At 49.8% G+C, this 25,225-nt stretch carries 23 protein-coding genes; 16 read left to right on the forward strand and 7 right to left on the reverse strand.

The genetic code is table 11. The features are described from left to right. The first annotated feature begins 12 nt into the window (after window positions 1-12). Entirely contained in the window at window positions 13-1,149 is a 1,137-nt protein-coding gene (locus ACI1P2_RS15230) for a sensor histidine kinase (RefSeq protein WP_355320700.1), read from the forward strand. Then, entirely contained in the window at window positions 1,146-1,745 is a 600-nt protein-coding gene (locus ACI1P2_RS15235; RefSeq protein ID WP_355320701.1) for a response regulator transcription factor, read from the forward strand. Before ACI1P2_RS15230 ends, ACI1P2_RS15235 begins: the two co-directional genes overlap by 4 nt. Window positions 1,746-1,805: 60 nt before the next feature. On the opposite strand, the gene ACI1P2_RS15240 is transcribed toward ACI1P2_RS15235, so the two are convergent. Further along, entirely contained in the window at window positions 1,806-4,421 is a 2,616-nt protein-coding gene (locus ACI1P2_RS15240) for a discoidin domain-containing protein (RefSeq protein ID WP_355320702.1), read from the reverse strand. A 360-nt stretch (window positions 4,422-4,781) separates the two neighbouring features. On the opposite strand from ACI1P2_RS15240, the gene ACI1P2_RS15245 reads away from it, so the two are divergent. Then, complete coding sequence (locus tag ACI1P2_RS15245) at window positions 4,782-6,008, forward strand: RtcB family protein (RefSeq protein WP_355320703.1); 1,227 nt, start codon at window positions 4,782-4,784, stop codon at window positions 6,006-6,008. A gap of 191 nt (window positions 6,009-6,199) precedes the next feature. Here the strand turns inward: ACI1P2_RS15245 and ACI1P2_RS15250 are convergent, their stop codons facing one another. Together ACI1P2_RS15250 and ACI1P2_RS15255 are read right to left on the reverse strand one after the other, a co-directional pair. Continuing rightward, window positions 6,200-6,313, reverse strand: coding sequence for a putative holin-like toxin (locus ACI1P2_RS15250; RefSeq protein ID WP_355320704.1), 114 nt, complete (start codon window positions 6,311-6,313; stop codon window positions 6,200-6,202). Between the two features lie 373 nt (window positions 6,314-6,686). Next, window positions 6,687-7,598 (reverse strand): LysR family transcriptional regulator, encoded by a 912-nt coding sequence (locus ACI1P2_RS15255; RefSeq protein WP_355320705.1) that lies wholly within the window; start codon window positions 7,596-7,598, stop codon window positions 6,687-6,689. 209 nt (window positions 7,599-7,807) lie between these two features. On the opposite strand from ACI1P2_RS15255, the gene ACI1P2_RS15260 reads away from it, so the two are divergent. The 4 genes from ACI1P2_RS15260 (at window position 7,808) to garR (ending at window position 12,632) form a co-directional block, all read left to right on the forward strand. Continuing rightward, the gene (locus ACI1P2_RS15260) at window positions 7,808-9,169 is read left to right on the forward strand and encodes an MFS transporter (RefSeq protein WP_355320706.1); all 1,362 of its coding nucleotides are present in this window, start codon (window positions 7,808-7,810) and stop codon (window positions 9,167-9,169) included. A gap of 36 nt (window positions 9,170-9,205) precedes the next feature. After that, a complete protein-coding gene (gene garD, locus ACI1P2_RS15265; RefSeq protein WP_355320707.1) occupies window positions 9,206-10,741 on the forward strand; it encodes a galactarate dehydratase in 1,536 nt (511 codons plus the stop codon). 85 nt (window positions 10,742-10,826) lie between these two features. After that, window positions 10,827-11,717, forward strand: a complete 891-nt coding sequence (gene dapA / locus ACI1P2_RS15270; RefSeq protein WP_355320708.1) for a 4-hydroxy-tetrahydrodipicolinate synthase — start codon at window positions 10,827-10,829, stop codon at window positions 11,715-11,717. A 33-nt stretch (window positions 11,718-11,750) separates the two neighbouring features. Next, a complete protein-coding gene (gene garR, locus ACI1P2_RS15275) occupies window positions 11,751-12,632 on the forward strand; it encodes a 2-hydroxy-3-oxopropionate reductase (protein ID WP_355320709.1) in 882 nt (293 codons plus the stop codon). Window positions 12,633-12,753: 121 nt separating this feature from the next. Here garR and ACI1P2_RS15280 read toward each other — a convergent pair whose 3' ends face one another. Beyond that, window positions 12,754-13,188, reverse strand: a complete 435-nt coding sequence (locus ACI1P2_RS15280) for an Rrf2 family transcriptional regulator (RefSeq protein WP_355320710.1) — start codon at window positions 13,186-13,188, stop codon at window positions 12,754-12,756. A gap of 174 nt (window positions 13,189-13,362) precedes the next feature. Here ACI1P2_RS15280 and ACI1P2_RS15285 point away from each other — a divergent pair, with 174 nt between their 5' ends. From ACI1P2_RS15285 to aroD, 4 genes are all read left to right on the forward strand, one after another. After that, window positions 13,363-14,139: an alpha/beta fold hydrolase gene (locus ACI1P2_RS15285; protein ID WP_355320711.1), complete on the forward strand. Its 777-nt coding sequence runs from the start codon at window positions 13,363-13,365 to the stop codon at window positions 14,137-14,139. Between the two features lie 346 nt (window positions 14,140-14,485). Next, a complete protein-coding gene (locus ACI1P2_RS15290) occupies window positions 14,486-15,469 on the forward strand; it encodes a Gfo/Idh/MocA family protein (protein WP_355320727.1) in 984 nt (327 codons plus the stop codon). Between the two features lie 117 nt (window positions 15,470-15,586). Then, window positions 15,587-16,111 (forward strand): hypothetical protein, encoded by a 525-nt coding sequence (locus ACI1P2_RS15295; protein ID WP_355320712.1) that lies wholly within the window; start codon window positions 15,587-15,589, stop codon window positions 16,109-16,111. A gap of 34 nt (window positions 16,112-16,145) precedes the next feature. After that, window positions 16,146-16,919, forward strand: coding sequence for a type I 3-dehydroquinate dehydratase (aroD, locus tag ACI1P2_RS15300; RefSeq protein WP_355320713.1), 774 nt, complete (start codon window positions 16,146-16,148; stop codon window positions 16,917-16,919). A 69-nt stretch (window positions 16,920-16,988) separates the two neighbouring features. On the opposite strand, the gene ACI1P2_RS15305 is transcribed toward aroD, so the two are convergent. The 3 genes from ACI1P2_RS15305 to ACI1P2_RS15315 form a co-directional block, all read right to left on the reverse strand. Continuing rightward, window positions 16,989-17,705: a protein-glutamine gamma-glutamyltransferase gene (locus ACI1P2_RS15305; protein ID WP_355320714.1), complete on the reverse strand. Its 717-nt coding sequence runs from the start codon at window positions 17,703-17,705 to the stop codon at window positions 16,989-16,991. Between the two features lie 109 nt (window positions 17,706-17,814). Further along, entirely contained in the window at window positions 17,815-18,681 is an 867-nt protein-coding gene (locus ACI1P2_RS15310) for a DUF421 domain-containing protein (RefSeq protein WP_355320715.1), read from the reverse strand. Between the two features lie 103 nt (window positions 18,682-18,784). Further along, entirely contained in the window at window positions 18,785-19,624 is an 840-nt protein-coding gene (locus tag ACI1P2_RS15315; protein WP_355320716.1) for a MurR/RpiR family transcriptional regulator, read from the reverse strand. A 188-nt stretch (window positions 19,625-19,812) separates the two neighbouring features. On the opposite strand from ACI1P2_RS15315, the gene ACI1P2_RS15320 reads away from it, so the two are divergent. The 5 genes from ACI1P2_RS15320 to ACI1P2_RS15340 all read left to right on the forward strand — a co-directional run bounded on the left by ACI1P2_RS15320 (window position 19,813) and on the right by ACI1P2_RS15340 (window position 24,865). Then, window positions 19,813-20,691 (forward strand): cell division protein FtsQ, encoded by an 879-nt coding sequence (locus ACI1P2_RS15320; RefSeq protein WP_355320717.1) that lies wholly within the window; start codon window positions 19,813-19,815, stop codon window positions 20,689-20,691. Then, on the forward strand, window positions 20,684-22,483 hold the full coding sequence (locus ACI1P2_RS15325; RefSeq protein ID WP_355320718.1) for an ABC transporter ATP-binding protein: 1,800 nt from the start codon (window positions 20,684-20,686) through the stop codon (window positions 22,481-22,483). The genes ACI1P2_RS15320 and ACI1P2_RS15325 overlap by 8 nt, the downstream gene beginning before the upstream one ends. Next, window positions 22,444-23,277 carry an energy-coupling factor transporter transmembrane component T family protein gene (locus tag ACI1P2_RS15330; protein WP_355320719.1) on the forward strand — a complete coding sequence of 278 codons (834 nt, stop codon included), beginning with the start codon at window positions 22,444-22,446 and terminating at the stop codon, window positions 23,275-23,277. Before ACI1P2_RS15325 ends, ACI1P2_RS15330 begins: the two co-directional genes overlap by 40 nt. Window positions 23,278-23,323: 46 nt before the next feature. Next, a complete protein-coding gene (locus ACI1P2_RS15335) occupies window positions 23,324-24,106 on the forward strand; it encodes a PHP domain-containing protein (protein ID WP_355320720.1) in 783 nt (260 codons plus the stop codon). A gap of 75 nt (window positions 24,107-24,181) precedes the next feature. Further along, window positions 24,182-24,865, forward strand: coding sequence for a DUF421 domain-containing protein (locus ACI1P2_RS15340; RefSeq protein ID WP_355320721.1), 684 nt, complete (start codon window positions 24,182-24,184; stop codon window positions 24,863-24,865). Window positions 24,866-25,225: the final 360 nt, after the last annotated feature.

Consider the following 25,225-nt stretch of genomic DNA (forward strand, 5'->3'; position numbering starts at 1 on the left):
GGGAGGACGGCAATGCAGAAATGGTATCAGATTTTTCACCGCAGCACAGGGCTTAGCCCATATATATGGGTTGTCCTGTACATTCTCCCGTTCTACTTTATATTTCGTTCGTCCTCTACGTACCAGGTCGTACTGGGCTGCATAATGATTATCGCATTTTTTGCATGTTATGTTCTGTCTTTTCTGTCAAAGGGCTGGCTCGTATATTTCTGGACCAGCATGCAAATTATGATCTCCATTACGATGACGCTTTTGTTCGGATATGTGTATTTTTCACTCTTTCTGGCGTTCTTTATCGGGAATATCCGGAACCGGGCCGGTTTTGTCACGTTATACACGATTCATCTTGTGACGACCATCGCAACGATCAATTACGGCTTCGTTTCACGGAATCCGTTATTCATTTCACAGTTGCCCTTCGTTCTGGTCAGTACCATTGGAGTCATTCTTTTGCCTGTCACCACGTATACCCGCAATAAAAGCGACCGTCTGCTGGGAGAGCTGAATAACGCGAACAAAAGAATCTCAGAGCTGGTCAAGCTGGAGGAGCGTCAGCGGATTGCCAGGGATCTGCATGACACGATCGGTCAGAAGCTATCTTTGATCGGGCTGAAGAGTGACCTGGCAGGCAAGCTGATCACTCAGGATGCGGAACGGGCCAAGGCCGAAATCGAAGACGTGCGTCAGACAGCCAGGAATGCATTGAAGGAAGTGCGGGATATGGTTACCGAGATGCGGGGAACGAGTCTTGAGGATGAAATTTCCCGTATGCGGCAAATGCTGAAGGCGGCCCAAATCACACTTACTGTAGAGGGTGATCCTCATCTGACAAATGTTTCCTTGCTGAATGAGAATGTGCTGAGCATGTGCCTTAGGGAAGCAGTGACGAATATAGTCAAGCATAGCAGCGCGAGCGCCTGTTGCGTCAGGATCGAGCCGTCTAGAACCGAACTGACATTAACAGTGGAAGACAACGGTACAGGCCTGCCCAAGGAGACCGCTCATTTTCGGGGAAATGGGTTGCGCGGGATGAAAGAGCGCCTCGAGTTTGTGAACGGGAGCATGGTTGTCCGTTCAGACCATGGTACGAGGCTGATCATACAGGTTCCCAATGTTCTTGAACAGCCGGTGAAGGAGGCAGATAGATGATCACGATTGTAATCGCCGAAGACCAGCGAATGCTGCTCGGGGCTCTGGCTTCCCTGCTGGATTTGGAAGAGGATATGAAGGTTGTCGGCAAGGCGGGAAACGGTGAGGAAGCAGTACAGTTGGTGCGTATTCACCAGCCGGATGTTTGCATTATGGACATTGAGATGCCGCTGAAAAGTGGTTTGGAGGCCGCCGAGGAGCTGAAAGGGCTCGGCTGTAAAGTACTTATTTTGACAACCTTTGCGCGTCCCGGCTATTTTGAACGGGCATTGAAGGCAGGCGCACACGGTTATCTGCTGAAGGACAGCCCCAGCGAGGAGCTGGCTTCCTCGATCCGCAGCATCATGGCCGGACGAAGAATCTACGCCCCCGAGCTGGTGGATGGGGCATTTGGAGAAGAGAATCCGCTGACCGAAAGGGAGAAGGAAGTTCTGCTGATGATTGCCGAAGGCAAGACGACCAAAGAGATTGCCGGCGAGCTGTATCTTACGGCTGGCACGGTCCGCAATTATATTTCGGTGATCCTCGACAAGCTCAATGTCAGCAACCGGATCGAGGCCATTACCCGCTTTAAGGATAAGGGTTGGTTTAAATAAAAGATGCCGTCTTTCGAATACAAAACGGCATCTTTTTTTCGTGTTTTTAAATTTAATAATTTAATAAATCTCCAGCTCATTGATACGGACGTATCCAGACTGATCGATCGGCCCTTTGCTCGCGACCACCCGAATTTGGGATGTCTGGACTGTCGGGAAAGAATGGGTCCGGTACACATCCGTGTTGCCTGTAACGGTGACCAGATTTACCCACGCCGAACCGTTCCAGTATTGGAAACTATAATCGGCCATTGGGTAGCCGGTGGATGTATAAAGGTCAATCTTGCTGATGGTGGCGGGCTGACTGAAAGCGACGACAACATGCTGCGGCAGAGGCGAGTTGTAATTGTTGGCCCAGCTATAGGCCTCGCCAACCGTCGTGTTGCGGTCACCATCATTGATTCTGGCAACAGAGTAGCCGGGAAAGGTCGTATCCGCTGTAATGGACGCGGACCGGGCTACGTTGGCCGCTCCGTAAATCTCCAACTCATTGATCCGGACATAACCGAGCTGATGGGGAGGCCCATTGCGGGCGACTACCCGCACCTTGGAGGTTTGTACGCCTGCAAATGAATGTGTCCTGTACGTTTCCGTATTGGCGGTTACCTTCACAAGGCTGATCCAGGCCGATCCGTTCCAATACTCGAGATCATAATCGGCCAGCGGATATTCGGCAGAGGTGTACAGATCAATCCGGTTAATGCTGGCTGCCTTGAGCATTTCAACCGTTACATATTGAGGCAGAGGCGTCCTGTTATCATTGGCCCAGCTATAAGCACCGCCGACCGTCGTGTTGCGGTCACCATCATTGATCCTGGTTACCGAATATCCGGGATAGGTGGAATCGGCGGTAATCGTTGCCCCTAATGCCAGATTGGTTGAACTGCCGGATGACGGCTCTTTTTTCAGGTTCACCAGGTTCCAGCGGAATTCAAACAGATCAAAATTTTTGCCGATAGCAGTAGCGTCTCCCTCTACCAGCGCGTCAATCGTCAAGGTCATGGTCATGGTATATGGAACATTGATGCTGCTTGTCCAGGTTCCCTCACCCTCGATTCCCGCAAACACTTTGACACCCACAAGACTGATACCGAGCACCTCTAACCCCACTTCTGCCTGTGCGCCCGCTCTGGCGGTTAATGTGCCCTCAATCTGATGTGTAACGTTTAAGTGCTTGTCCACACTGCTGTAAGGTTGAATGGTACCAAGCCGAGGGATGTATAGGAAGTTTTTTCCCTTCACTCCTGCTTCAAGGGAATAACCCTGGTCGACCACAAATTCAAAGCTGACGCTTCCGTCAATGCCGATGACAAGGAAGATACCAACCGTCGCTTTTCCCACTTTTCCGGCATCCAGCTCCAGTCCGTAAAGCGGCACTTTAATTTCCTTTTCAAACTGTGCCTTGCCTTTAACGTACACATTGGCGCTTTCACCTGCAGTGAATTTCAGATCAAATTTATTATGTTTGTAAGTTCCCCTGAGCTTTGGAGCTTTGAGGGTCAGCGTCCCGCCTGCTTCCACGAGAGTTTCCTTGCCGCCGCTTTTTTGGTTGATCAGCTCTTTTTTGAAATTGCAGACGAAGTCAGAGCCGGATTTGCTGCAGGATATGAAATCGTCGGCACCGAATGTAACCATATCCGTGTACACGGATGAGGGGACATTGGAATAGACCGCTGATGGAACGTCATTATAGACGGAAGATGAGACATCTGAAAAGGAGACAATGGAGCCGCCGGACGGATAGACCAGGTTGCTCTGATCAAACGTGACAGTTTGTTCAGGAATGCTGTAATATTCAAATAATTCTTCAAATTGGGGGATAGCGTACTCGACAATATAGCCGGATGAAGCAGGTGTGGCGGCCACCTTGGTAATTTTAATGGATTGGTTGGTCGCTTCATCCAGGTAAATTTGATGGGTCACAAGTGTGGACGAAAGCTGTGCATACTCAGCCGCGGTAATCGAGAAGCTGCCGGTTGCAGGGATTTCAGCAAACATGTCTCCTGTAATGCCTATTTTCTGCCTGATCAGACTTGGCATAGGGATGTTGCTTTTGAGTTCATATTCCACATTGGCGAATTCGCCCACACTTGTTATCGGATTGCTGATCTCAAGACCATCGTCAGACACCGTGAACTCCATGCGGAAATAGGCCTCTTTCACCGCAGGATTATTGTTGGTATCTCCTATCCAGATCCAGCGGGCGGATGTATTGTCCGGCATTCCTGCGACCTGCTTATTCCACGGAGACATGCCGTACATTCCGAAATCGGTGGCGTGCTGCCAGGTGGAATCGTTAAAATTGGTTTGCTCCCATCCGGCAGTATAGGTGCCAGATGTTTTCCAGTTAAAATCGGAAACGATGCTTTCTTGCTGGTATACAAGATCAGCGAGCAATCCGGCCTGCATTCCAAGGTCGGTCGCTTTGACGGCGATTACGTTTTTGCCCTGCTGAAGGTTCAAATTAAAAGTGTCTGCCTGCGTCCACTGATTCCCTGAGCCTACCAAAGCACCATTGTGATAAAGGGTGAATTCATTATCGGCTGTCAATGTAATCGTTGCGTTGGATGCTGCCGCGGATGCGGACTGTGTGATGATGTTGTTACTTATACTCGTTGTTATAAGAATTATAATAAGAAAAATCGGGAAAAATTTGCGGATGCCAGCTTTGGTCATGGTTACATATACCTCCTGTTTTAAATTTAAAACGATGGGAGGTCAGACTTTCGCCGTAAGAAGCGTTTTAGCCTAGGCCGGTTACAATTTCCGGATTTCGCTGGACGCCGCGCGGTATGTACCAAGGGGAGGGCTCAAGAGTTCTGACTCCGGTTGTCAGACTGCATAAAGAAATAATGTATCCTACCTCCTTTCAAAACTATCTTAATAGCCGGTCTGGAAAATATCAATATAAATTCTATGATTTTGACAGAAAACATAGAAAGACGCCGAAAGACGTCGTCATACTTTCACCCTGTTCGTAGAAACAAAGATAGGTAATAATGAGGTAACTTTACAGAGCAACAGGAGTTGAAGTACATGACTTATCAAACAATTAACGGAGTGCGGGTTTGGGGCAACCCCGATGAGGGCGCACTGGCGCAGGCGCAAACCTGCGCAGCAACGGGCAATGTCATGCAGGCGCTGCTGATGGCTGACCATCATATAGGTTACAGCCAGCCGATCGGCGGCGTAGTCGCCTATGAGGGACAAATCTCCCCGTCAGGCGTGGGATATGATATCGCATGCGGCAACAAGGCGGTGCGGACGAATTTGACGGCAGACGAGGTGTTGCCGCGCATCGGAAAGATTATCGATGAAATCGCCCGCCAGATTTCGTTCGGTATGGGCCGGGTCAATGATGTTCAGGTGGATCACGAGCTGTTCGACGATCCGGACTGGTCCGTCTATATGGAAATAGGAAAGCAGGAGCACGACAGATTGAAGGCCCTGGCCCGGGCACAGCTAGGAACGGTCGGCAGCGGTAACCATTTTGTGGACCTGTTCGTGGAGGAAGCGACAGGCCGGATCTGGGCCGCCAACCATTTCGGCAGCCGCGGGTTCGGTCATAAGACGGCCAGCGGATTTCTCAATCTGGCGGCAGGGCGGGAATTCATGGGCAAAGCCCCTGGTGAGCACATGGATCAGCCGCCGGTGCTGCTTGATCTGGACAGCGAGCTTGGCGATATGTACTACCGTGCGATGAGGCTGGCCGGGCGGTATGCTTATGCAGGCCGGGATTATGTGATGGATCAGGTGCTCGCCATTTTGGGAGCGGAGGCGGATTTGGCGGTGCATAACCATCATAATTTTGCATGGAAGGAAGAACATTTTGGCAAGCAGTCCGTAGTGGTCCGTAAAGGGGCGACTCCTTCCACACCGGGACAGATTGGTTTTATCGGCGGAAGCATGGGAGACATTTCCGTCATTGTGAAAGGCAAGGACACAGCGGAGAATCGGGACGCTTTTTACAGCACGGTTCATGGAGCAGGCCGCATTATGAGCCGTACCCGAGCAGCGGGAAAAATGAACTGGAAAACCCGCACCCGCAGTGGAGGCGAAATTACGGCTGCCCAGATGGAAACGGCGGTTCGCAATTACGGTGTCGAGCTGCGCGGAGCAGGGACGGATGAAAGTCCGTTCGTGTACCGCAAGTTGCAGGAGGTGCTGGATGCGCACAAGGAGACGCTGGAGGTGCTGCATGTGCTGAAGCCCATCGGAGTGTGCATGGCCGGGGCCAACGAATTCGATCCATATAAAGACTGAGCCTTTTTCTATACCATGTGATTAACAATCAGCAAGAGGTGTGATATTATTTAAGCAGGGTTGTATATACTAAAAAAAGAGTGGAAGATGCGCTAACATCCCCACTCTTGGCAACAGCCGCTTTGAAGAGCGGTAGGCCGTTCAAAGTTCAGGTCAATAAGAAATAGACCGATTCCTTTGCCTAGGGCGGTCTATTTCTTTTTGCTTTGGTTCAGAGCAATCACTATCGTAACGACCACACCAATAAGCGTTACAATTAACGCTCCAAATGCAATCATCAATGATATTGCTTGATAAACCTCCATTGGCTATCACCTCCCTTCACGGGAGACTAGCCGACCGCCCATCCAAGCCATTCTGTTGTTAGGCATATTATACCATGTGTTATAGCTGGTTGATAGATGAATTGATAGTTCGTATAAAGTTAATCATAAAGCATCATAGGTCGAGAACAGGGGGAGTAGACTTGTTCTCGGCCTTTTTTTCAACATAGAAATCGGGGAAGATTGGCGATTTCTTTCCTCTCGTTTAAAAGTAGGGGGATGCACGCAGCAGCGGAGAGAACGAAGCAATTCCGGAAAAGCGAAGCGGTCGCCTTTGGCCCGGAGGGTCAACAGCGATTGCAGGAATGCTTCGTTCGCGGAGCGCCTACAAACGGCACAAAGAAGCACGCCAACTTCACCGAACCTTTTCCAACCAGTAATCCGTAGCGATGGCAATCAGCTCTTTTGCCGCATTGCTCAAGTAGCTGTCTTTTTTATAACTGGCCGTTACTTCCCACACCGGGTTCTGACGAATGGAAAAATAGGATATCGCAGAGCTTGGCTTCGCATAAGTAATGGGGAACACGGAGCAGCAAATGCCTTGAGCAACCATTTCAAATAAGGTATGACAGCTTCTGGTTTCCAGTAAAATATGAGGGCTTATGTTCTCTTCATTGATCAAATGATTAAAGATTTCCCGGAGGGTCGAGCCCGTCTGCATGACAGCAAAAGAATCGTTTTCCAGAAGCTTCAGACTGATTGCCGGAAGGGGTTCGCCGAGTCTGCCTCCGAGATGTGCAAAGGGATGAGCAGAGGGAACACCCAAAATGATATGTTCAAAGCATAAATGGATATAGTTGTCATTGGTCTTTTGAAAATCCTGTAGAGTTAAAAAACCGATGTCGATGTTTCCCTGTAATATTTCAATCTGCTGTTTTTTTACAGGCATTTCGATGAGATCTATTTTTACTTTAGGATATTTTTTATAGAAAAAAGGATAGATCGCGGCAAACATTTGCGTACCGCGTTCCGGCGTTAACCCAATAACTAAATTTCCTTCCCTTGTTTCGAGAATATCATGGATCTGATTATACGTATCTTTTTTGAGTCTGAGCATGTTTTTAGCGTTTTCTACATAAATTTTGCCGGCTTGTGTCAGGTGCCAATTATTCCTTGAACGGACAAAAAGCTGTGTGCCAAGCTCTTTCTCAAGCTTTAAAAGCTGCTGGTTTAATGCGGATTGGGTAATGAATAGCTTTTCCGAGGCTTTCGTGATGTTGTTCTCTTCTGCAATTTGGATGATATATTCCAGCTGCTTTAAGTCCATGATCAGAATTCCCCTTCCTTGCTCTTAAATTTATTAAGAGAAAACTAAAATTTATGACTTTTACTTCTTGTATTCTTACAGATTACGATGGTTTTGGAAAAAGAACAAGATATCGAGGAGGTGTTTTGAAAGCGTTTTATTTAACTCACGGGTGAGAATGTTTTATGTGCACGTAATACTAAGACATTTTTAGGGAGGGCTATTGGAGCATGGCTATAAACAGTCCGAAGGTTTCAAACCAAGTTTCTCCTGGGGTAGAGTATGGAAAGAAAACCCGTGTTCGCTACATGATTTTATTCATACTGTTTGTCATCACGACGATTAACTATGCCGATCGTGCAACGATATCGATCGCCGGGACCCCCATGTCGCAAGAGCTTGGCCTGGATCCGGTTCTTATGGGATATGTGTTTTCGGCTTTTTCGTGGGCATACGTGTTGGGCCAGCTGCCCGGAGGATGGTTTCTTGACCGCTTTGGCTCGAAGAAGATCTATACCTTTAGCATTTTTTTCTGGTCACTGTTTACGTTATTGCAGGGTTTCGTAGGATTCTTTAGCGCAGGGTTGACGATCGTGATGTTATTTGTGCTTCGTTTTATGGTGGGTTTGGCAGAGGCGCCGTCATTTCCGGCCAACAGCCGAATCGTATCCGCCTGGTTCCCGACCAAGGAACGGGGCATGGCATCAGCCATTTTTAATTCAGCCCAATATTTTGCAACAGTCATCTTTGCCCCTATTATGGCCTGGCTCACAAGCTCTTTTGGATGGAAATTCGTGTTTATCATTATGGGCCTTGTCGGTATGGCCATGTGTGGAATATGGGTGAAGACGGTGTATGGCCCGAAAGATCATCCCAAAGTAAATAAAGCAGAACTGGAATATATTGAGGAAGGCGGAGCTTTGGTTCATCTTGATCAGAAGAAGGAAGGAAATCAGCAAAGCACGCCCAAATGGGGTTACTTAAAGCAGCTGCTTACCAATCGTATGACACTGGGAATCTATATTGCACAATATTGTTTGAATACGCTTACTTATTTCTTTCTGACCTGGTTTCCTGTCTATCTTGTTACAGAGCGCGGAATGTCCATTTTGAAAGCCGGATTTGTTGCTTCACTGCCAGCTCTTTGCGGATTTGCAGGCGGGATTTTAGGAGGGGTCATTTCCGATTTTCTGCTAAGAAGAGGGAAGTCCTTGTCAGCAGCGAGAAAAATCCCAATCGTCATTGGCATGCTTCTGTCGACCTCCATGGTGATCTGCAATTATGTAGAAGTGGATTGGCTGGTCGTTTCCATTATGGCTTTGGCTTTCTTCGGGAAAGGCATAGGCGCATTGGGATGGGCGGTTGTATCGGATACTTCTCCCAAAGAGATGGGGGGACTGAGCGGCGGAATGTTCAATACGTTTGGCAATCTTGCGGGGATTACGACACCCATCGTGATCGGGTATATTCTTCAGGCAACAGGCTCTTTTAATGGGGCGCTCATTTTTGTCGGGGCCAATGCTTTTATGGTAATCATTTGTTATTTGTTCATCGTTGGCGAGATCAAACGTTTTGAGTTAAAGCAAATCTGATTTTCTGGAATCTTGTACGGATAGGAGATAACCGACATGACTTTAAAACAGACCGAAAGTGAAGAACCCCTATATATAAAAGTGAATCCAAAAGATAATATGGCCATTATCGTCAATACAGGCGGGCTGCCTAAAGGGACGAAATTTCCTTGCGGCCTCGAGCTGATCAGTAAAGTACCCCAGGGACATAAAGTAGCGCTGAGTGATATTAGTGAAGGCGAACCCATTATTCGTTATGGAGAAATAATTGGTTTCGCATTGAAAACGATTGCAAAAGGGAACTGGATCGAGGAGTCTCTAGTTCAATTGCCGACTCCGCCCCGTTTGGAGGAGCTGTCTATCGCAACCCATGTGCCGAAGCGGCTCCCCCCATTGGAAGGTTATACGTTTGAGGGATATCGCAATGAGGATGGCAGTGCCGGAACGAAAAATATACTGGGGATTACGACCAGTGTGCAATGTGTTGCCGGTGTGCTGGAATATGCCGTAAAGAAAATAAAAGAAGAGCTTCTGCCCAAATATCCGAATGTCGAGGACGTCGTAGCATTAACCCATAATTATGGCTGCGGTGTTGCGATTAATGCGCCGGATGCGGTTATTCCCATTCGAACGATTCAAAACATGGCGCAAAATCCGAACTTCGGCGGGGAGCTTATGGTTGTCGGGTTGGGCTGCGAGAAGCTGATTCCCGAAAGATTGGTGCCGGACGGGGATATGGGCAAGATCGTGTCCTTACAGCAGCATGCCGGATTTGTTCCCATGGTCAAGTCCATTATGGAGATGGCTGAAGCCCGGCTCGATAAGCTGAATCAGCGTCAGCGTGTCACATGCCCCGCTTCCGATCTGGTTGTCGGTCTGCAGTGCGGCGGAAGTGATGCCTTTTCAGGGGTGACTGCTAATCCGGCTGTAGGTTTTGCCGCTGATTTATTAGTACGCGCCGGCGCTACGGTCATGTTTTCAGAGGTTACGGAAGTCAGGGATGCCGTTCATTTATTAACTCCCCGGGCAGCCAATGAAGAAGTCGGCCGGGCCTTAATTCGGGAGATGCAATGGTATGACGATTATTTACAGCGGGGGCAGGCAGACCGGAGCGCCAATCCCTCACCCGGAAATAAAAAGGGCGGGCTGGCCAATGTTGTGGAAAAGTCGCTCGGATCTATTGTTAAATCAGGCACCAGCCCCATTGTTGGCGTTTTATCTCCCGGTGAGAGGGCTGCCGAAAAAGGCCTGATTTTTGCAGCAACACCTGCCAGTGATTTTGTATGTGGAACTTTGCAGTTAGCCTCCGGCATCAATTTACAGGTGTTCACTACGGGCAGAGGCACGCCATACGGCTTAGCGGTAGCTCCTGTGATTAAAGTCTCTACCAGAAATTCTTTGGCGGAGCAATGGCATGATCTCATTGATCTGAATGCAGGCCGAATTGCAACAGGAGAAGCGACCATAGAAGACGTGGGCTGGGAATTATTCCACCTGATCCTGGATGTAGCCAGCGGGCGCAAGAAGACATGGGCTGATCACTGGGGGATCCACAACGATTTGGCACTATTCAACCCAGCTCCTGTAACCTGAAAATTCCTGACAGAGCATATGAATTGAAGACGGAATCTTGATTATTTGACAAAATTAAAAAATAAATGTGAGAGGAAGAGAGCAGATGGATACAACCTGGATTCGGGGAGTCATCCCGCCTATTGTGACACCCGTAGATGAAAATGAACTTGTAGATGAACAAGGACTTCGAGTTGTAGTGGAGCACGTTCTTGCTGGAGGGGTACACGGGATTTTATCGCTTGGCAGCAATGGAGAGTTTTATGGGCTGGACCGTGAGCAGCAGGAAAGAGCCGTTCGTACTACCATTGAGCAGGTTAACGGAAGAGTTCCCGTATACATGGGTATTGGTGCAATCACGACGAAAGAATGTGTAACGCTGGCAAGAATGGGGGAAACCCTGGGGGCCCAGGCGTTGACGATCCTGCCGCCCATGTTCCTCACCCCAACGGAGGAAGAATTGTATCAGCATTTCCGCAAAATAGCGGAAGCAACACCTCTCCCTGTTCTTCTATATAACAATCCGGATCGTGTAGGAAATAATATTTCCGCGAATCTTATTGAAAGATTAGCTGATATCCCAAACCTGGTTGGCATGAAAGACAGCAGCGGGGACATGACCTTGACTGCTGAATATATACGCAGGACTCGAAGCAAAGGCTTTAAAGTGATGGCTGGCAGAGATGTCATGATTTTGGCTTCTTTGGTTTATGGAGCTGTGGGTTGTGTAGCATCAACCGCTAACATCGTGCCTGCTCTCGTAGTAGAAATATATGACAAATATATCAATGGAGATTTGCAGGGAGCGCTGGAAGCACAATTTAAACTGGCGCCGCTCCGGATGGCGTTTAATCTGGCCAGCTTTCCTGTGGTTACAAAAGAAGCCATGAATCTGATTGGTGTGTCTGTAGGGGCGTCGATTCTTCCGAATACAGCCGCCTCTGAGGTGAATCGGAATAAACTGAAAGACATTTTAACGGATATGGGTGCGCTCTGATAATCATATTTTAATACTTTGGAGGGATAGGATATGAAAATAGGATTTATTGGACTTGGAATTATGGGAAAACCGATGAGCCAAAATTTGATCAAAGCAGGCTATGAGTTGGTCGTACTTGAGACCAATAAAGCGGCGGCAGAGTTGGTGGCGGCAGGCGCCACGGCTGCATCTTCGCCCAAGCGCGTAGCGGAGCTGACGGATATCGTGATTACCATGCTGCCCAACTCACCCCAGGTGAAAGAGGTTGTGCTTGGTACAGACGGAATTATCGAAGGAGCCAAGCCGGGCACGGTGGTGATCGACATGAGCTCCATTGCTCCTTTGACCAGTCAAGAGATTGCGGCAGCACTGGCGGAGAAAGGCATTGAAATGCTTGATGCTCCGGTCAGCGGGGGAGAGCCAAAGGCGATTGAGGGTACGCTTTCCGTCATGGTCGGAGGCAAACAGGAAATTTTCGATCGATGTTATGATGTGATGAAGGCCATGGCCGGCTCGGTCGTTCGTACAGGCGATATCGGTGCGGGTAATGTGACCAAGCTTGCGAATCAGATCATTGTGGCTATTAATATTGCGGCAATGTCGGAGGCGTTTGTGCTGGCGAGTAAAATCGGTGTTCAACCGGAGCTCGTATATCAGGCTATTCGCGGGGGGCTTGCAGGCAGCACGGTATTGGATGCCAAAGCGCCGCTTGTGATGGACCGCAAATTTGATCCCGGTTTCCGGATTAATCTGCATATCAAGGATTTAAGCAATGTTTTGGAAACATCCCATGAGGTAGGTGTGCCTTTACCGCTGACGGCCAGTGTCATGGAAATGATGCAGGCATTGAAGGTGGATGGCCTGGGAGACTGTGACCATGGCAGCCTGGTTCAATATTATGAAAAACTGGCCAAGGTTGAAGTGAGCAAATAGAATAGGCGGATTAAAAGTAATCACAGAAAAGACCCGGCTCGATATCAGCCTGCACTATACGCTGATGCGGTCCGGGTTTGTTTAAGAGCGGTCTGTCTTCTTTGCATGTACGTCGGTCTTATTAACCTTTCGTTTCAAGTATTCCATTCTTGACCAGATGATCAATCGTAATGCCTGATAATTCGTTCTCCATAGTCGTTTGGACTTTCGTGTAAACTCCATCTAATAAGTAGGGCATTTTACTTCCTACCGGACAAGTCGGATTTGTATTTTGATGAATGATAAAAACCTCCCGATTTTCTTCCATGGTAGCATGATATACATCCAATAGCGTAATTTGGCTTGCCTGTTTTGCCAGGCTTATCGATGCATTTGTTCCAAGAGTGGAAGTAATAAGACCAGCTTTGGTAAGTTTTCTCATAATTCTTCTAATAACCGCCGAATTAGCGTTCACACTCATAGCAAGTAATTCGGACGTGGTACGCCCTTCCTTATTAAATTCCAGAAAGCATAAAATATGAACGGCTACTGAGAACTGTTGGCTTCTATTTGCCATTTTTGCAGGGTCCTTCTTTCTTATTGAGCTTATATTTAGTGTATTGATTTTTGAAAAGCAAATCAAATTATTAATAAGTGGTTGTGGGATTGACTTGACTTCCTAAGAAAGAATCTTTATCTTATAATATGTAATAGTAACTGTTACTAATACATTTATGGGAGTGGATTACATATGCGCTATCATGTTAACGGTGTCGAACTTCATGTTGAAGAACAGGGACAAGGAGACATTGCTCTTGTATTTTTGCACTTTTATGGAGGGTCAGCACGAACTTGGGGTAAAGTTATTGACAATCTAAAAGTGAATTACAACTGCATCGCTTATGACCAACGTGGATGGGGGAGCTCAGATAAGTCGGCAACATCTTATACAATTAAGGATCTGGCCGATGATGCACAAGCACTTATTCAGGAGCTTGGTTTGAAGCGCTATGTGCTCATTGGTCATTCGATGGGCGGTAAAGCGGCGCAGTTATTGGCTTCACGTAATCCTGCCGGTTTGGAAGCCTTGATTTTAGTTGGACCATCTCCACCGACTCCTCAGGAAATGCCACAAGAATTAAGGAGTGCAATGGTTCATTTTTATGATAACCGTGAGGGAGCAGAAATTGCTTTCAGTAATCTTACTTTACTTCCTCTTGAAGAAAATACTCGTGAAATGGTGCTCGAGGATATGCAAAAAAGCGCACCTTTAGCTCGTGCGGCATGGCCTGAAACTGCAATGCTTGAGGATATATCTGCAGAAGTGAAAAACATCAACGTCCCCACACTTGTGTTAGCGGGAGAATCCGACCCGGTAGATCGACTGGAAACTCTGAAAAGCCAGCTGCTTCCACGCATACCTCATGCAGAACTACAAGTCATCCCCGAAACCGGGCACCTTTCCCCCTTGGAAGCACCCAGCCAAATCAGTAATGGTATTTCAAATTTTTTGGCTAAGCAATCCTAATAGACTGCCATCATCAACAGCAGGTTTGCTAGACGTTGCAAGTGGCACGATTTTCTCATTCAGGTGGAGACAAACTCTCCACCTTCTCATTACTTTTTTTTCAACCGAGTTTCATTTGTCTCCATATGCCTCCATCAAAGTTTGTTTATTCCTTAAACGATCTTCAAAGTAACATAATCGCCCGTCAACATCGTTAAACAATGATTTAACATCATTAATGTGTGTTTTTTTGCAATGTCCGTCCGGCAAAAGAAATGGCATATACACGATTTGTATGGACAGGTACATGCGCAAGTGAGAAAATAGTCATCATGATAACTACTCGCGAAAGGAATGAGATGTTTTGATACGATTCGGCATCATCGGAACTAACTGGATTACGGAGCGCTTCATTCAGGGGGCGCTTGAAACCGAGCAGTTCGCTTTGACCGCTGTATACTCCCGTACGGAAGAGAAAGGCAGAGCCTTTGCCGCTCAATATAATGAGCCTGAGGTTTTCACGGATTTGCAGGAAATGCTTGAGAAAGGCAGCCTGGATGCTGTCTATATCGCAAGTCCGAATTCGCTTCATGCGGAGCAGGCGATCCTGTGCATGAATCACGGCAAGCATGTCCTGTGCGAGAAGCCGATGGCCTCGAATGCGCGTGAAGTGCGGGAGATGGTCGCCGCAGCGGAGAAGAACAACGTGGTGCTGATGGAAGCTCTCAAATCCACGCTTATGCCGAACTTTAAAGTGATACAGGAAAATCTTTTTAAGCTTGGCCCGATCCGCCGCTATTTTGCCGGCTACTGTCAATATTCCTCCCGCTATGATGCTTATAAGGAAGGAAAAGTGCTGAATGCGTTCAATCCTCAATTTTCCAACGGTTCGTTGATGGACCTGGGCATTTACTGTCTTTATCCAATGGTCACATTGTTCGGAAAGCCTGACTTGGTGAAGGCTACCGGTGTCATGCTGGCCTCCGGCGTGGACGGGGAAGGAAGCATGATTATGCGCTACCCGGATATGGAGGGTGTGGTGATGCACTCCAAAATCTCCAACTCCTATCTTCCTGCGGAAATCCAGGGCGAGCTCGGGACGATGGTCATTGACAAGATCAACCAGCCGTACGATGTGAAAATTCATTACCGGGACGGCAATGTGGAAGACCTGACCAGACCGCAAATTCATGAGCCGATGTATTATGAAGCCCTTGAGTTTATCGATATGATCAAGTGTGGTGACCGGGACAGCAAGATCAATTCCCATGCCAACTCGCTGGCGGTGGCCGAGGTGATGGACGAAGCGAGACAGCAGATTGGGCTTCGCTTTGCAGCCGACGAGCTGTAAAGATATAATAGGGAAAACGTGGAGCAGCAGGCCGCAGCAGGCCTGCTTTCTTGCTTTGCACGGCGGCAATCCTGTGTGCTGAAATGGACTATACATATTTGCAGAGGTGAAAAATCCGTGTTTGACCCCACTGTATTTGATAATTTAAAAGTGGCTATAGAAAACCAGATCTATGATCTGGATAATATTGATGGCGTAATCCGTGTCACCGGGCGGGATGACCGGCTGGAGATGTCGGTGATGGCGAGAGAGTTCGCCATCCGATTCCAGGTGTCCGGGGATGATAGGATTACGGCCGAGATTCGTCTGGAGGCTTCCCTGCGCGAGCTGGCCGCCGAGATTCTGGAGCAGGAGGGCGAGGAGCCGGGCTGCCGTCTGCAATTGCGGTTTATGCTGCCTGTCCGGGATGTGTCAGCGGAATGCCCGCGGCTGGAAGATGCAGTGCGCGGAATTTGGGGTCAGACCCCGAAGTTGGCACAGCGCATCAGTTGTATTTACGGGCAGGAAGCGGAGGGATTCCTGAATACGATGGAGCTTGATTTCCACCGCAAAATCAACGAAGAACAGATGGAGGATCTTCCGGAGCTGATCGATCACGTGCTGCGGACGCTTGTAGAGCTGAGAGCGGCCGTTGTAGATTAATAAGAGACGAAGACATGCCGAAGGAGCGGAAACGATGTACAGAACAGTCCAGGTAAAAAACATAGTCATCGGGGAAGGCGAACCCAAGATATGTGTGCCGATCACAGGGGAGACTCTGCCCAGGCTGATCGAGGAAGCGGAGCAGCTGCGCACGCTTGATCTTGATATCGTGGAGTGGCGTGTCGATTTTTACGAGCATGCGGATGATATCGAAATGGTGAAGAAAGCGCTGAACGAGCTGCGCACGCAGCTCGGAGATACTCCGTTGCTGTTTACTTTCCGGACTGCCGATGAGGGAGGGCAGCGGGCCATTGCTCCTGCCGACTATGTGGCTTTGAATAAGGCGGCAGCAGCCACGGGGCAAGCCGACTTGATCGATGTCGAGTGGTTCAACAAGGATCAGCACGTGTCCGAGCTGATCGAAGCGGCTCATGCGTCCGGGGTGACGGTCATTTTGTCCAATCATGATTTTGACAAAACCCCTCCGGCAGAGGAGATTGTATCCAGGCTGTGCAGAGCCCAGGAGTTGGGTGGGGACATCGTGAAAATTGCAGTCATGCCGGGAAGTACGGCGGATGTCCTCACACTGCTGGAGGCCACACGCGTTATGAGAGAGCAGCATGCCGACCGTCCGCTCATAACGATGTCCATGACAGGACGAGGGGTGATCAGCCGTCTGGCCGGCGAGTTGTTCGGCTCGGCCGTCACCTTCGGCTCAGCCGGACGTTCGTCAGCTCCGGGGCAGATTCCGGTCGGAGAACTGCGGGGCGTATTGTCGCTGCTCCATCGTGAGCTTGTGAAAGGATAAGACCCAAAAAAGAGCATCCCGGAAGAAATACGAACGGGAATGCTCTCTTTTTCTGCACCATCCTGGCATTCAGTAGCGGATATATTGGCGTCTGCCCACTGCGGCCGTGATCGCGCCTTCGTGCGCTTCGATCCGCTGCGGTGCCGCATCCGCGGCCGTGCTGTAACCAGGTGCGAAACGGGATAAATAATTGAAATCCGGATAAAGGACCTGATCTGTTAAATAGGCCGATATCGTGCTACCGGGACGACGGTGGCGGTTCAGTGTCTGGATGATCCCTTCCGCGGAACGGATGCCGATTCCATGGCCGTAGTATAAATCATCGCCAAGCTTGATGGCGTTCTCCCCTTTCCATTCAGGGGTAAAGGGCGATACATCCGGATTTTTAAAATACAGGATGTCACCTGGAACGGAGCGGCTGCTGCCCTGCACCTCAATCAGGCGCAAATCGCTGTCATAATGCCAGTCATAAAGCAGCATGCCTGCAAACAGGCGGTTGAACTCGCTCTCCACGATGGAATCCAGCACCGCCTTGTACAACACAATCACCATGGCGGTGGCGCATTCAAACCCGTATTTTCCGCCCTCCAAAAATATGTTGCGTATGCCGTCAGCCGGAGTAACTTCCGGTCTGATCTGGAATCCGCCTCTGGAGGTCAGTATCCAGAAACGCTGGTTGCAGTAAGCACGCTCAAAGGTGGCGAAGGAGACGCCGCTGCGGTTCAACGCTTGCGCAGCCGCAACGATTGCGCTGCGCAAGGACGTTTCAAATGTTAATCTTGCCATCTGTATGTTCTGCCCCCGATCTGTTAGTGTCCAGATGTTTTTCTAACATCCTATGTAGGCGGATGCCGGGATGTGAGGAAAAGCCGGTTTTTGGCGGGGGCATACTTTTTTAGCTCTGGGCGTTTAACTTCTTCCGAGTCTCCTTGATGAGTCTTGTCATTTGGGCATAACCATCTTCATAGAGCTGCTTGCTGTGCTGATCCTTGGCATTGGAAGCCTGCTTTTTATACTCGTCCTGACATGACTCAAGCGCGACCAGCAGCGTATTGGGCTGCGAAGACTGTCCGGACTGCAGCTTGTCATCATACAAGTCAAGGTGCAGGCTGCCACTCGATTCCACCTGTGCATGAAACACATCGCTCAGCTCTACACCGCGTTTGCCCAGCTCGGACTGCAGCCATTTTTTATCCCTCTTGGCTTCGGATAGTTCCTTCTCCTGGATCTGGCCGTCCACCACGACGCTTTGCGGCTCCTTCTCGGCAGGCAGGGTAAGCCCGATCATTTTTGCTGTAAGAGGCTGATTCTCCTTGGTCAGCAAAACGTTGATCTCGCCGCTGTTCTCCATCACTGCAAATTCCACATCCGCCGCTTTGAAGGCTCCTTTGCTGCGCAGCTGGCTCATCAGCTCTTCCATGGATACACGTTCTTTTCTCAGATTGTCCTCCAGTACCTTTCCATCTTTAATCAAAACGGTCCCGGTCCCATCTACGGTATCTCTGAACTTTTTACTTTTGATCTGGAAGTATTCGATGGCCAGGGAGACGAGGCTCCATACAACCAGCGAGATGACGCCGAGGTACCAGGTATCACGGCTTTCCAGTGGTATGTATGCGGCAAGGCTGCCGATCGTAATCCCTGTTATATATTCGAACAGGGAGAGCTGTGATACCTGTCTTTTTCCGAGCAGCTTGGTGATGACGAGCAGTACAACAATGGCAACAAGCGTATGTAAAATGACCAGAGCCCACTCCGGCATATCATTAGCTCCTCCTTTGTTAATCCACAATGTAAAATTTAGGATGTCCATGGGTATAGGGGTTTAAACGTACGCTTTGGCGGGCCATATTTTACAGGACAATTTATCCTCTCGGGAGCTTACTGCTGTAACGTGAACGGAGCTGTTGGAGCTTCTCCAGCTTTGCAAGTCCTTCAGACTGTTTGGCCTGCCCGATCCCCAGTATTAAATTTTCAATGACATAGACAGGGGCGACCATGGAATGAAACTCCCACACTTCCCCTCTTCCGGCGTACAGCACGATATCCGCCTCATGCGAGCGCGGGAAGACCAGGCGGTCTGTAATCAAAATGACGCAGTAGCCTGCTTCGCGCGCGTAATCCAGAATCACTTCGATTTCCGGTTGCAGCTGAACGAATCCGAACACCAATACGAGATCCTGTTTCTCTGTGTGCATTAGCGTTTCCAGCAGCTCTGAGCCACTGGCGGCCATTGTCTGCAGCCGGATTCCGAAGCGCGCGAGACGAAAGGTCAGCAATGCGGACAGCGCGCCGCAGGGACCGGGACTGAACACGTAAACATTCCGTGCCTTGATCAGCGCCTGAACAGCTTTCTCCAGCAAATCGGGTGTCAAATAACGGCGTGTCTCTTCCAGATGGTGAATACACATATCCAGCATCACAGGGGGAAGCGGCTGTTCATCCGCCCGTTCCAGGGCATCCCGCATTTTTACGGCAGGCGCCGATTCAAAACGGAAACGCAGCTTATTCTTAAAATCCTTCGCATGCTTGTACCCGGCAGCTTTCCAGAAGCGGGAAACGGAAGCGATGCTGAGGCCGAGCTCATCGGCGATTTCCTGCTCGGTCATGTAGAGCGCACGCTGCTCGTTTTTCTGAATAAAATCGGCAATGATCCGCTGGTTGGGCGAGAAAGGGCGGCGGTTCCAATCTTTATACATGGACATGGGCTTAAATCCTCCGGTTATGCAAGTTTAAGCCCACCTTACCATTCGAATGTGTTGAAAATATTATTACATCGATAAAAAAGCTGTAAAAAACATTACGTGGCGTTAACAATGGCTGAATGCTGCGCTGACGGGCCCTTTTTATACTGTAGGTAATTTCCGAAATTTGAAGGAGGCTCCGGCTTAAAATGAGTATGGTCAATACTTCTTACACTTTGACGCAGTCCCAGAAAATGATGGTTTTTGTGCTGTCGATGTCACTTTACGGGTTATCGAACATGTTTACTGAGCTGATTCCGAGTGTTCGATTAGGACCGATCGAATTGTCCGTCGAATACTTCGCTTTCATTCCGCTGACGCTCTGTATGCTGTTTCATCCTTGGTATGCTGCGGTGGGTGCCGCGCTTGGCGAAGTAATATTCGGTGAGCTAATGCTGGGGCAATTCGGGGGGATTGGTGAGCTGGAAAAATTCATTACCTTTTCCCTGGCTATGTATACCGCAGGCCGCATGGTCTCGGATCCCACAAACCGCCGCCAGGTCGGGATTGCAGCTATCATGGGTGTAGCCATTCATCAAGCACTCAGCTCGATTGTAGATATCATGAAGGTGTGGGTTGGCGTTGAAGAACTGGAGGCCGTGCCCGGATTGGCTGAGAGTGTGGTCGTCATCGAAGGGGTCAGCTTTCTGAATGACGTGCTCTTCTCGGGTATTCTGTTTGCGCTGCTGCCGACCGTGTATCTGGTTCCCCGTCTTTACGGCAAAATAGAACCTCTGCTTGGCATGAAGCCGCGTACAAAACAGACGAAGTATGCAACCACCGCGTGGCTTTCGCCCAAGCTTGTGATCGTAGGTGTTCTCCTGTCCTGTCTCGCACTGGGGGCCGAGCTGTTGTCCGAATCGGATTGGGCGTTCGGGGAATGGGAGCCGGAATGGGCGGAGGTATGGGGTTCTGCGCTGTTCTGGATCAGCACCGCGGCTGCAGCGGTCATTGCAGTGCTGATCCTTGTGCTGCTGCTCCGGCGCGGAAATAAGAAGCAGAACGGGGCGGATGTCACCAATGTCTGATTTTGTACGCGAGCCTGTTGTTATGCTGGAGGATGTCTCCTTTACCTACCCGGGCTCCGAGCGTCCTGTTTTAAACAATGTCTCGTTAACGCTGAGCGAAGGGGATTTTACGGCAGTCATCGGCAGCAACGGCTCCGGCAAATCCACCTTGTGCAAGTTGTTCAACGGATTGATCCCGCATTATTACAGCGGGGATTTCAGCGGCGAAGTGACAGTATGCGGGGAATCCTCGATCCGGCAGGGTGTCGCGGAGCTGTCCCGTCATATCGGATATGTGTATCAGGATTTCGAGAATCAGCTGGTCCGGCCTACGGTGCTCGATGATGTGTCCTTTACTCCCCTGAACTATGGTTGTGCGGATTACCGGGAGCGCGGGGAACGGGCGCTGAAGCTGACCGGGTTGGAAGACTGCAGGAGTGAATTTATTTGGCAGCTCAGCGGGGGACAGAAGCATCTGCTGGCGCTGGCTGGCGCGCTGGCCATGGACCCGAAGGTGCTGGTTATTGATGAGCCTGTTGCGCAGCTTGATCCGCAGCATGCAAGGGAGATCTATGATATCCTTCGCCGCTTGAACAGCGAATACGGCAAAACGATTGTTGTCATTGAGCATCATGCCGAATTTATAGCTGAATACTGCAGAGATGTCGTGCTGATGGATCAGGGCAGCGTGATCTGGAAGCGTCCTGTTCACGAAGCCCTGTCCGCTGTGCAGGAACTGCTGCCGCGCGGCATTTATCCGCCCCAGGTTACGCTGGCGGCTGAACGGCTGGAAGTACAGGCCACTGCGGGCGGGCTGTATCCGATTCGGGTCAGAGAGGCCGCAGATATTTTATCGGCTGTTTGCGGCGGACGGACCGGAATAGACGGATTGGCTGCAGGAAAAGAAGCTGATCGGGCGGCGGCTGACCGGGTGCCGGGTTCGGATGAAGAGCCGCTTGTACAGCTTGCCCGTGTGGATCTGTCTTACAGAACGATTCAACGCACGAGCCATCATGTCCTGAATAATATTGAATTGAAGCTGTACCCTGGGGAGTCTGTTGCGCTGGTAGGCAACAACGGCGCCGGAAAGTCCTCTCTGTTGAAACTGATTGCCGGCATTGTGAAGTCCACATCAGGTGAGATACGCATGAGAGGGCTGGCTGCGGGCCAGCAGTCTCCGGAATCACTGTCCGGTCTGGTGTCTTATGTGTTCCAGAACCCGGAGGAGATGTTCATTGAGGACGCCGTACGCAAGGAAATAGCCTATTATCTGAAAGCACGCCATATCCCGGATGGGGAGCAGCGGGTGGAGAGGATCATGGAGGCCTTCCGGCTGCAGGAGCTTGCGGACAGGGATGCGCGGCTGCTCAGCGGTGGCCAGCAGCGCAGGGTATCCCTGGCCATTGGAGCGGTAATTGAACCTTCCATTATGCTGCTTGACGAACCTACAGCCAATCTGGACATTTCCACCAAGCAGGAGATGCTGGGTGTGCTGAAGCAGCTGCATGAGCATGTCAGCACGGTCGTCATCGCCACCCATGACATGCAGCTTGTGGCGGAATGGGCCAGCCGCATTATCGTGCTGCATCAGGGAAGGATCATCGCTGAGGGAACGCGGGACGACATTTTCAGCGATGAGCTGCTGCTGCGTAAGGCGGGCTTGGAGCAGACACAACTGATGCGGCTGAGCCGTGAGTTGGGATTGGGGAAAGTCTGCTGTACGCTGGATGATTTTGTGCAGGAAGCTGAAAAGCTGAGGAAGGAGGCTGGGTCATGGAAGCCGTCAGACGCGCATTTGACCGTATTTCAGTAGAGCGCATCAAGCTTGAACTGCTGGGGACCGCTTACGGGAACAGCAGCACCTTCTTGGGAAGGCTGGATCCGCGTACGCTTTTGCTCTGGTATTTGTTTTTTGCGATTGCGCCCTGGTTCATCTATAACCGGACCATTCTTGCAGGCATGTTCGCCATGATGGTGGTAACTACGATTATGTCCCGGGTGAGTCCGGTCATCATTACAATATTATGTCTTGGTTTGATCGGCCAGGTCGGATGGCTGTTCCTGTTCTCTCTGCTGTTAGGCGGCAGTGTGGAAGCCTTCTTCCCGCTGCTGACGCTTACCTTGAAGCTGTCCGTAATTTCTTTGGCCAGCATTACGGTATTCTCAAGCCTGGACCCCGAGCGGCTGAGCGATGGCTTGCTGTCGCTTGGCATTCCGGATGCTTTCTCGTTCAGCTTGTCTTACGGGTACCGCATTCTCCCGACATTGCTGGAGGAATTCCATCAGATTCTTCTGTCCTTCCGGCTGCGGGGAAAAGGGCCTGAGAAAGCAGGATTTTTATACTGGCGAAAGGGTGTCTATCTGCTGCGCCTGCTGGTGCTTGCCTTTTATCCGCTGATGCTGAATACGGCCAAACGCTCCCGCACGACGGTGGAAGCCCTGGAGACGCGCGGTTTTACATATGGCTTAAACAATCCGCAGGTGAAGCGTTTGCGGCTGGCTTATCTGCGTATGAGGCCGGCGGACTGGGGGTTCCTGGCATGCTCTGCTCTGCTGGTGGCAGGCCTTTGCTGGCTCGGATTTCGTTATCCGTTCCTGATTTATTAAACATGTCGAGGGCCGGAGTGACTAACAAGTGAAGGGAAGTTTATTTATGAATATTGATTTGCACACCCATGGCAAGCTGTCTAAAAAGTCCGCATTTTCAATGGACTATTTCCATGAAATGATAACCGAAGCCAAGCAGAACGGTTTGGATGCGCTGGCGCTTACAGAGCATTTTAATACCTCGAATTTTTCTCATCTGTACGAAACATTGGACAGCACGTATCCTTACAATGGACATTACTATGAAGCCGAAGGACTCAAAATTTTTCCAGGCATGGAGGTTGATATCGCCGAGACGGGACATATTCTGCTGATCGGACGCAGGGAGGATGTCATCGCTGCCCGCTCGGGCCTAGATGAGTATACCCGCAAAGGTCACTTTATTCCTTTCGAGCAGCTGCTGGATCTGGCGGATACCCATTCTTTATGGAAAATCGGGGCTCATCCGTTCCGGGACTCCACGCCTCTTCATCACCTGGACCGTGAGCTGTTGCTGCGGCTGGATGCTTTTGATCTCAATGCCAAGGATATGTACAAACAGGGGATCGATGCATGCCGGAGCAAGGTGGAGGCATTCGCAGAATCGCTGGGACTGCCCGTCGTGGGAGGCAGCGATACTCATCAATGCTTGCAGTACGGCAGTGTAATCAATCAGCTGGAACGGCCATGTGAAACGGTGGCGGAGCTGAAGGCAGCTGTGGCCGCGGGAGCTTATGCCGTCGAAATCTCTCCCTGTCTGGAGACCAAGGTGAAATCTTCCGTCATGATGAAAAAGCTGCTGAAGCAGATGCTTGGTGAACCGTTGTCCCGTGAGGAGCCTACGGGTTAAGGCTGCTTTTTTTCCATATTGATCATTCCCACGAACTGGGTAATTAATCTTATCCGGTACGAGGGAGTGAACACGATGGATTATGGAATGATCGCCGTTAAACTGGCAATCGGTTTTGTCGGGTTATGGGTGTTGACCCGTTTTCTTGGAAAAAAAGAAATTTCCCAGCTGACGCCCTTTGATTTCGTCTCATCCCTGGTGCTCAGCGAGCTGGTCGGCAATACCATCTATCAGGACGATGTTCATTATCCCGAGCTGTTGTTTGCTTTGGCGCTGTGGGTGGTATTGTCTTACGTTTTCGAGAAAATCACCCAGTATGTGAAGAGATTGAGCCGTCCGCTTGAAGGAGCGCCTTCCATCCTGATCAGGGACGGCAAAGTAAATCTGAAGGAGCTTAAGCACAATCGTCTTGATTTGGAGCAGCTGCGCATGCTGCTGCGGCAGAAGGATGTGTTCGCGGTTAAGGAAGTCGCCTATGCTATCTTTGAAACCAACGGGTCTGTCAGTATTTTGAAAAAACCGTTTTATGACAATGTGCAGCGCGGTGACCTGAAGCTGGGGGATAAGAAGCCGGATTACGCCCTGCGGATTCTGGAGAATGGCCAAATTGACGAAGAGAATCTGCGCAGGATCGGAAAGAATACAAATTGGCTGTTTGCCGAGCTGAGCCGCATGGGCTACGATGACCTCGACCGGCTCGCTTATGTGGAGTGGGAGGAAGATGAAGGGCTGTTCGTGCTGGAGCATGAAGGAGAGTAGGAGCGTAGGCGCTTCTTTAGTATGTTGTGAGACGCTCCGAGAACGAAGCATTCCTACAATCGCTGTTGACCCTTCGGGCCAAAGGCGAACGCTGCGCTTTTCCGGAATTGCTTCGTCCTCTCCGCTGCTGCGTGCATCCGCCCAGCCTCAGAACAAGGCAGAAAATTGCTAGGCTCCTTCATTTTGATATGGGAAAAGGTCGAGAACAGGATCCCCCCCCTGTTCTTGACCTTGGGGTTAACCTGGTGTGTGAAAAGTGATACCTTAATTCATTTAATCAGTAATTTTTTTAAGCTCAAAAATAGTTGCCTCTGATAACAAGATAAGCCTATCGTTATTAACAACAAAAAAACTTAAAGG

The sequence above is a fragment of the Paenibacillus jiangxiensis genome (assembly GCF_046098255.1).
Classification (GTDB): domain Bacteria; phylum Bacillota; class Bacilli; order Paenibacillales; family Paenibacillaceae; genus Paenibacillus; species Paenibacillus jiagnxiensis.

Coding starts and splice junctions, on each gene's coding strand:
- ACI1P2_RS15305 (WP_355320714.1), bottom strand. CDS start 17,705: ATGGCAAGATTAACATTTGAAACGTCCTTGCGCAGCGCAATCGTTGCG.
- ACI1P2_RS15340 (WP_355320721.1), top strand. CDS start 24,182: ATGGATTATGGAATGATCGCCGTTAAACTGGCAATCGGTTTTGTCGGG.
- ACI1P2_RS15315 (WP_355320716.1), bottom strand. CDS start 19,624: ATGTCCATGTATAAAGATTGGAACCGCCGCCCTTTCTCGCCCAACCAG.
- aroD (WP_355320713.1), top strand. CDS start 16,146: ATGTACAGAACAGTCCAGGTAAAAAACATAGTCATCGGGGAAGGCGAA.
- ACI1P2_RS15320 (WP_355320717.1), top strand. CDS start 19,813: ATGAGTATGGTCAATACTTCTTACACTTTGACGCAGTCCCAGAAAATG.
- ACI1P2_RS15255 (WP_355320705.1), bottom strand. CDS start 7,598: ATGGACTTAAAGCAGCTGGAATATATCATCCAAATTGCAGAAGAGAAC.
- ACI1P2_RS15285 (WP_355320711.1), top strand. CDS start 13,363: ATGCGCTATCATGTTAACGGTGTCGAACTTCATGTTGAAGAACAGGGA.
- ACI1P2_RS15240 (WP_355320702.1), bottom strand. CDS start 4,421: ATGACCAAAGCTGGCATCCGCAAATTTTTCCCGATTTTTCTTATTATA.
- ACI1P2_RS15260 (WP_355320706.1), top strand. CDS start 7,808: ATGGCTATAAACAGTCCGAAGGTTTCAAACCAAGTTTCTCCTGGGGTA.
- ACI1P2_RS15245 (WP_355320703.1), top strand. CDS start 4,782: ATGACTTATCAAACAATTAACGGAGTGCGGGTTTGGGGCAACCCCGAT.
- garR (WP_355320709.1), top strand. CDS start 11,751: ATGAAAATAGGATTTATTGGACTTGGAATTATGGGAAAACCGATGAGC.
- ACI1P2_RS15235 (WP_355320701.1), top strand. CDS start 1,146: ATGATCACGATTGTAATCGCCGAAGACCAGCGAATGCTGCTCGGGGCT.
- garD (WP_355320707.1), top strand. CDS start 9,206: ATGACTTTAAAACAGACCGAAAGTGAAGAACCCCTATATATAAAAGTG.
- dapA (WP_355320708.1), top strand. CDS start 10,827: ATGGATACAACCTGGATTCGGGGAGTCATCCCGCCTATTGTGACACCC.
- ACI1P2_RS15230 (WP_355320700.1), top strand. CDS start 13: ATGCAGAAATGGTATCAGATTTTTCACCGCAGCACAGGGCTTAGCCCA.
- ACI1P2_RS15310 (WP_355320715.1), bottom strand. CDS start 18,681: ATGCCGGAGTGGGCTCTGGTCATTTTACATACGCTTGTTGCCATTGTT.
- ACI1P2_RS15250 (WP_355320704.1), bottom strand. CDS start 6,313: ATGGAGGTTTATCAAGCAATATCATTGATGATTGCATTTGGAGCGTTA.
- ACI1P2_RS15335 (WP_355320720.1), top strand. CDS start 23,324: ATGAATATTGATTTGCACACCCATGGCAAGCTGTCTAAAAAGTCCGCA.
- ACI1P2_RS15325 (WP_355320718.1), top strand. CDS start 20,684: ATGTCTGATTTTGTACGCGAGCCTGTTGTTATGCTGGAGGATGTCTCC.
- ACI1P2_RS15280 (WP_355320710.1), bottom strand. CDS start 13,188: ATGGCAAATAGAAGCCAACAGTTCTCAGTAGCCGTTCATATTTTATGC.
- ACI1P2_RS15330 (WP_355320719.1), top strand. CDS start 22,444: ATGGAAGCCGTCAGACGCGCATTTGACCGTATTTCAGTAGAGCGCATC.